Annotated in this window: 3 protein-coding genes and 1 pseudogene; 3 read left to right on the plus strand and 1 reads right to left on the minus strand. The window is 70.7% G+C overall.

Annotated elements, in window-relative coordinates:
- Positions 1-47: 47 nt before the first annotated feature.
- Positions 48-590 carry a YceI family protein gene (locus ABZ319_RS39780; protein ID WP_354991770.1) on the minus strand — a complete coding sequence of 181 codons (543 nt, stop codon included), beginning with the start codon at positions 588-590 and terminating at the stop codon, positions 48-50.
- 101 nt (positions 591-691) lie between these two features.
- Here ABZ319_RS39780 and ABZ319_RS39785 point away from each other — a divergent pair, with 101 nt between their 5' ends.
- The 3 genes and pseudogenes from ABZ319_RS39785 to ABZ319_RS39795 all read left to right on the plus strand — a co-directional run.
- Positions 692-1,513: a helix-turn-helix transcriptional regulator gene (locus ABZ319_RS39785; protein ID WP_354991771.1), complete on the plus strand. Its 822-nt coding sequence runs from the start codon at positions 692-694 to the stop codon at positions 1,511-1,513.
- Positions 1,514-1,623: 110 nt separating this feature from the next.
- Complete coding sequence (locus ABZ319_RS39790) at positions 1,624-4,254, plus strand: LuxR C-terminal-related transcriptional regulator (RefSeq protein WP_354991772.1); 2,631 nt, start codon at positions 1,624-1,626, stop codon at positions 4,252-4,254.
- 1,009 nt (positions 4,255-5,263) lie between these two features.
- Positions 5,264-5,989, plus strand: a pseudogene (locus tag ABZ319_RS39795) (hypothetical protein); the annotation flags it as partial.

A 5,989-nucleotide genomic window follows, 5' to 3' on the forward strand; every position in this document is an offset into this window, starting at 1 on the left:
GGCGCCCCGAAAGGGCGCCGCCGCTTCGCTTTTCGAGCAGACGGGAATTACGCGGCGGGCTCGACGAGCTGGATGTCGAGCTCGATCGCGATCTTGTCGCTGAGCATGGCCGACGGCAGGCCGGGGGCGACGTTGAAGTCGCTGCGCTTGATGGTGCCGGTGGCGCTGAAGCCGGCGTGCTTCTTCTGGTCGCCGGCGAAAACCTCGACGCCGCCCCACTCCACGTCGAGGGTGACGGGCTTGGTGATGCCGCCGATGGTGGCCTCGCCGGTGACCTCGAACTCCTCGGCCAGGTCGACGGGAGCCGGGACACGGAAGACCAGGGTGGAGAGATTCTCCACATCCAGGATGTCGGCGCTGCGCACGTGGTTGTCGCGGGCCTCGTTGCCGGTGTCGAAGGAGTCGAAGTAGATGGTCGCCTCGATGGCGGCCTTACCGGCCTCGTCGACCACGAAGCCGGTCTCGAAGCGGTTGAAGCGGCCGCGTACCTTGGAAATGCCCAGGTGGCGGACGGTGAAGTTCACGGAGGAGTGGTGGGCGTCCAGTTCCCAGGCGCCGGGTGCGAGGGTGGTCTGCTCGGAAGTGGTCATGACGATCAGTCAAGCGGACCTCAGTCCGGTTAGCCACACCTTCTTGATCCTGGTACTGACAGGGCGGGGATAACGACACCCGGACAAGGCACCATGGTGAGGTGTCCAGATCCGAATTCGGTGAGTTCCTCATCGCGCGCCGCGGCCAGTTGCAGCCCGAACAGGTGGGCCTGCCCGCGGGCCGGCGCCGGCGTACGCCCGGACTGCGCCGCGAAGAGGTCGCCGCGCTCGCCGGGGTGAGCGCCGACTATCTGGCCCGCCTCGAACAGGGCCGCGACACCAATCCCTCGATGGCGGTCCTGGGCGCGCTCTCGGACGCGCTGCGGCTGGACGAGGTCGAACGGCATCATTTCGGCAAACTCGCCATGGGCATGGAACAGAAGGCGTCCTGCCCCAAGAGCGGGCAGGCCGGGGAAGAGGTCTCCGAAACCCTGCGCGCGGTCATCGACGCCCTGCACCCGACCCCCGCGTTCGTGCTCGGGCGCTGGCTCGACCTGCTGGCCACGAATCCGGCCTGGCGCGACCTGGCCGAGCCGATCGGCATGTTCGACGCCGCGGCGCACAACAATCTCGCCTACTACGTCTTCGCGCACCCGGACGCCCCGCGCTACTTCGGCAACTGGGCCGAGGCCGCCGACGTGATCGTCTCCGCGCTGCGCAACGCCCAGGCCCGCTTCGCCGACGACGAGACGCTCGAGGCGCGCATCACCGACCTGCAGCGCTACCCGGAGTTCGACCGGCGCTGGCGCGAACACCGGGTCACCGACTACCGCTCGCATCTGCTGCGCGTCGAGCATCCGCTGCGGGGCACGCTCGAGATCGAAGTCGAGACCCTGGACCCGGCCGCCGACCAGAGTGTGAACGTGTGGCTGGTGGATCGCCGGCAGGTGCACGCCCCGGCCCTGCGGCTGGTCAACGAGTAACCTTCCCGGCGTGGCGGCGGGTTGCCACCGGCGTGTCGCCTGATCCGGGACTATTTCGGGTGCCGTTCGTTTCCCCCGCTCACCAATCACCGGCGATCTACAGTTGATTCATGGCTCGGAATTGGCCGATGGTCGAACGTGAGCACGAACTCGAAACGATCACCGCGGCGCTGACCGGGAACGACTTCGTCGGAGCCGTCCTCACCGGCGACGCCGGCGTCGGGAAGACCACACTGGCACGGCTGGCCACCGGCGCGGTCGGCGCGGCCAACGGCAGCAAGATCCGCTGGGTCGCCGGAACAGAATCGGCCCGCAGCATCCCGCTCGGGGTCTTCGCGCACATGGTCGGGGTGTCCGCCGCGCACGACCCCGTCACCTTCATGGCCGCCGCCCGCGAAGCGCTGCTCGCGGACGGGCACACCGTCATCGGCGTCGACGACGCGCACCTGCTCGATCAGCTCTCCGCGACCCTGCTGCTGCAGCTGGCCATCGACAAGGCCGCGCGCGTGGTCGCCACCGTGCGCAGCGGCGTGCCGGTGCCGGACGCGGTGACCTCGCTGTGGAAGGACGGGCATCTGCTGCGAATCGACCTGTCCCCCTTCACTCAACGCCAGAGCGTGGAACTGGTGGAGAACATGCTCGGCGGGCAGCTGGAGGGGCTCTCGGCCAACCTCATGTGGGAATCCTCCGGGGGGAACGCGCTTTTCCTGCGGCACCTGGTGGAGGGCGCGCTGGAGGCGGGCAGCCTGCGGCAGGTCAAGGGCGTGTGGCAACTGCGCGGGCGGGCGGCCGTCACCTCGGAATTGGCAGCGCTGCTGGAGGATCGGGTGGAGCAGCTGCCCGGCACGGTGCTGCGGGTGCTCGAACTGCTGACCTTCTGCGAACCCATCGACCTGGACGTGCTGTCCGAACTCGCGGGCGAGGAGGCGGTGGAGGCCGCCGAATCACGCGGCGTCATACGGATCGCCGAGCACGATCACCAACTGCTCGTGCGCTACAACCACCCGCTGTTCGGCGAGGTGATCCGGCGCAGGCTCGGCATCGCCTCCGCGCGGCGGCTGCGCGGGCGGCTGTACTCCTCGCTCAAGGAACGGCCCATCAACTCCGCCTCCGATCGCATCCGGCTGGCCGAATTGGCCTTGGACAGTGACAAATCCGCCGATCTGGAGCTGTTCGAGGCCGCGGCCGCCGACGCGATCGGATTGGCGAATCTGCCACTGGGCGAACGCTTCGCGCGTGCCGCGGTGGAACGACGGGGCGGGGTCGAGGCCGCCGACCTGCTGGCCCGGGCCCTGCTGTGGCAGGGCCATCGCATCGAGGCCGAGCGCACCCTGGCCGTGTTCGACCCCGACCTGCTCGACGAGGTGCAGCTGGCGCGCTGGGGTAGCACCCGGGTCTCGAATCTGCTGTGGTCCATGGGCGATGCCGATCGTGCCGACGAGGTGCTCACCTCGGTGCGCAGCCGGGCCACCCATCCCAAGGTGGTGGCCACCCTCGACGGCCTGGCCTCGGCGTGCGCGGTCAACGAGAACAAGCTGGAGGAGGCCGTCGCCTGCGCCGAGCCGGTGATGGCGGCCCCGGACGCACCGCCGTGGGCGGTGTGGTGGGCGGCGTTCGGGGGCGGGCTCGCGCTGGCGCTCATGGGTCGCGGTGACGCGGCGCGGCGGTACGCGGCGCGCGGGCACGCGGTGGAGTCGCACATCGACGGGCTCAATCAGTTCATGTCCACGCACGCGGAGGTGCTGGCGCTCACCTTCACCGGCGACATCGACGCCGCCAGGCGTTGTGCCAGTAGCCCTTACACGTATTCCTCGCCCGGGCAGTACCTCGCGTGGGGCATGACCAAGATCCTGCAGGGCACCGTGGACGTGGCGCAGGGGCAGTTCCCGCGCGGCATCGACAATCTCGAACAGGCGCTGGCCGCGCTCACCACCGAGGGCGCGGCGGCCTGGATGTTCCCCGCCAGACTCCGTCTCGCGGAAGCGTATTCGGCGCTGGGGCGCACCGGGGAGGCGGCCGAATCCATCGCCGCGGCGGCGGAGCGGGGCGGGCGGCACAGCGCGGTGTACGAGCCGCAGTTGGAGATCGCCAGGTCCTGGCAGGCGGCGGCCGAGGGCACCGCGACGCCCGCGATCCGGCTGGCCCTGGGCGCGGCGGACGCCGCGGCGCGTGCGCAGCAGCACGCCATCGAGGCGATGGCGTTGCACACCGCCGCGCGTTTCGGCGACACGAGCGTGGCCGGGCGGCTCACGGACCTGGCGGCCCGGGTGGACGGGCGGCTGGTGCAGGCTCAGGCTCGGCACGCGGTCGCCGTCGCGGCCCACGATGGGGCCGGATTGGACGCCGCCGCAGCGGAATTCGAGCGCATCGGGGTGCTGTTGTCGGCCGCCGACGCCGCGGCGCAGGCCGCGTCGGCGCACGAGCGCGCGGGTGACCGGCGGCAGCTGCTGGAATCGGCGGCGGCGGCCAACCGGCTCGCGGCGGCGTGCGGCGGGGCGAGCACGCCCGCGCTGCGGCAGTCCGCGCAGCCGTTGCCGCTGACCTCCCGCGAGCGCGAGATCGCGAATCTGGTGGTGGCCGGGCTCTCGAATCGGCAGATCGCCGACCGGCTGACGGTGTCGGTGCGCACGGTGGAGGGGCACCTGTACCGCGCGTGCATCAAGCTCGACGTCACCGATCGGGAGGCGCTCGCGGAGCTCATGCGAAGCGGGTCGTCTTCCGGCAAACGCCAGGGTTCCTAAGGCTCTGCGGCCGAGAAAAGGCTACTGCCAGCAACTTTGGAATAGGTCTCGAGACTGCACGTCAGGTGCCGGGAGCTCGAAATCGGCTCTGGAAGCACCGGTTTCTCATCAGCCCCGCGCACCCTGCGCGTCTGCGACTTCCTGACCGAGGTTCCCGACAACATCCTGAACCCGGTCAACGATGTGGCGGCCTGCTTCGAGGCCGCGGTCGCCACCCGGGGCAGGTCGATCGGCATCGACCCGAGCCGCTCGGACAAGATCACCGCCGGGGCCTGGGCGGCCGCGAACCTCTGATCGACCGGCCGCCCCGCTCCGCCGCCCGCACCGGACCGTCCCGGCCGTATCAACCCGCACCCCAGCGGTTTCCACAGTCGCGCACAGCCTGTTGACGACTGTGGATACCGTGCGGCGCGGTCGCACTGTTCGCCCCGCGCACGCGATCCACAGCCTGTGGGCGGTTCGGGACGACCCGAGCCGCGCGCCGCAGAGCCCGCCCGCCGATTACACGGGCCACGAAAGCACCCACCGGCGTGCGGTTTTCGGCCTTCCGCACCCGCTGACCACAAAGACCATGAATTCACAGCCTGTGCACTCCGCGTGGTGAACGCCCGTCGCGCTCCACGGCGATATTCCACAGACATCCACACGCTGTGCGGAGTTCGGACCCACGCCGAGCAGATCGAAGTCCCGTCGCTGTCCACAACTACACACAGGCTGTGCGGGATTGGGGATGAACCAGGTGAATCGCGTTGAGGCGAGCGTGGGGGCACGCACAGCATGGGTGGCGCGAGGTTTCGAAAGGTTGGGGATTCGGGCGGGCGGGAGGACAGGATGGGGTGGATAGGTGCTGGTCAGGGTGGTATTTGACCGGTTTGGGAGTGGTGTCCGCTTGCTTGGGGACCGGTGTGGGTGGTTTCGGGGCGGTGGGTGGAACCTGATGAGAGGGTGGTGAACCGGCGTGAGTGGTCGGTATCTGGAAGTTCGTTCCCGCGTTCGGCGGATCATGGCGTTGAGCTCGCTTCCGCTGGCCATGGCGGTGGGCTGTTCGAGCGCCGGGGAGCCGGTGGAGGTGGCCGCGCCGCGTACCGGGGCGACGGGAACGGGGCTGCCGCAGGGGGATACGGTCCCGGATCGGGGGGCACAGCCGTCGGCGGAGGACGGCCTACAGCCGCCCGGGGTCACGGGGCCGGGCGTACCCGCTTCTCCCACAACCGGTTCCGGTTCGGCGCAACCCGGGATCGCGGCCGTGCCCGGGGTGCGAGTTCCGGCGGCGGGCGAGCGCGCGGACCGGCCGGCGCAACCCGGGGTCACGACCCCGGGCCGGCTGCCGCGACTGCTCGAGGCCATGCCCGACTACCCGGTACCCGCCAACTACCGCCCGATTCCCGATGCGTCGGTCCCGGCTCCGCCCATCGACTGGCAGTCCCTGCACGCGCCCGTCCCCGTCGAGCCGGTCGCTCCCATCGCGCCCCCGCCGCGCACCCTGCGCCTGGGCGACTTCACCTCCCCCGTCCCGGAGAACCTCCCCGACAACGTCCTCGACACCGTGAACGGCATCGCCGCGCACGCCGAGGCCGCCATCGCCACCGGCGGTCAGTCCATCGGCCTCGCGCCCGGGCGCGCCGACAAGGTCGCGGCGGGCATCGTGGCGGGCGCGGCCCTCGGCGTCGTCGGCGCGGGCATCCCGGCCGCCGTCGCGGGCGCGGCCGTCGGCGCCGCGGTCGGCGCGGGCATC

It is taken from the genome of Nocardia sp. NPDC005978 (assembly GCF_040614455.1).
In the GTDB taxonomy this organism is placed as follows: Bacteria; Actinomycetota; Actinomycetes; order Mycobacteriales; family Mycobacteriaceae; genus Nocardia.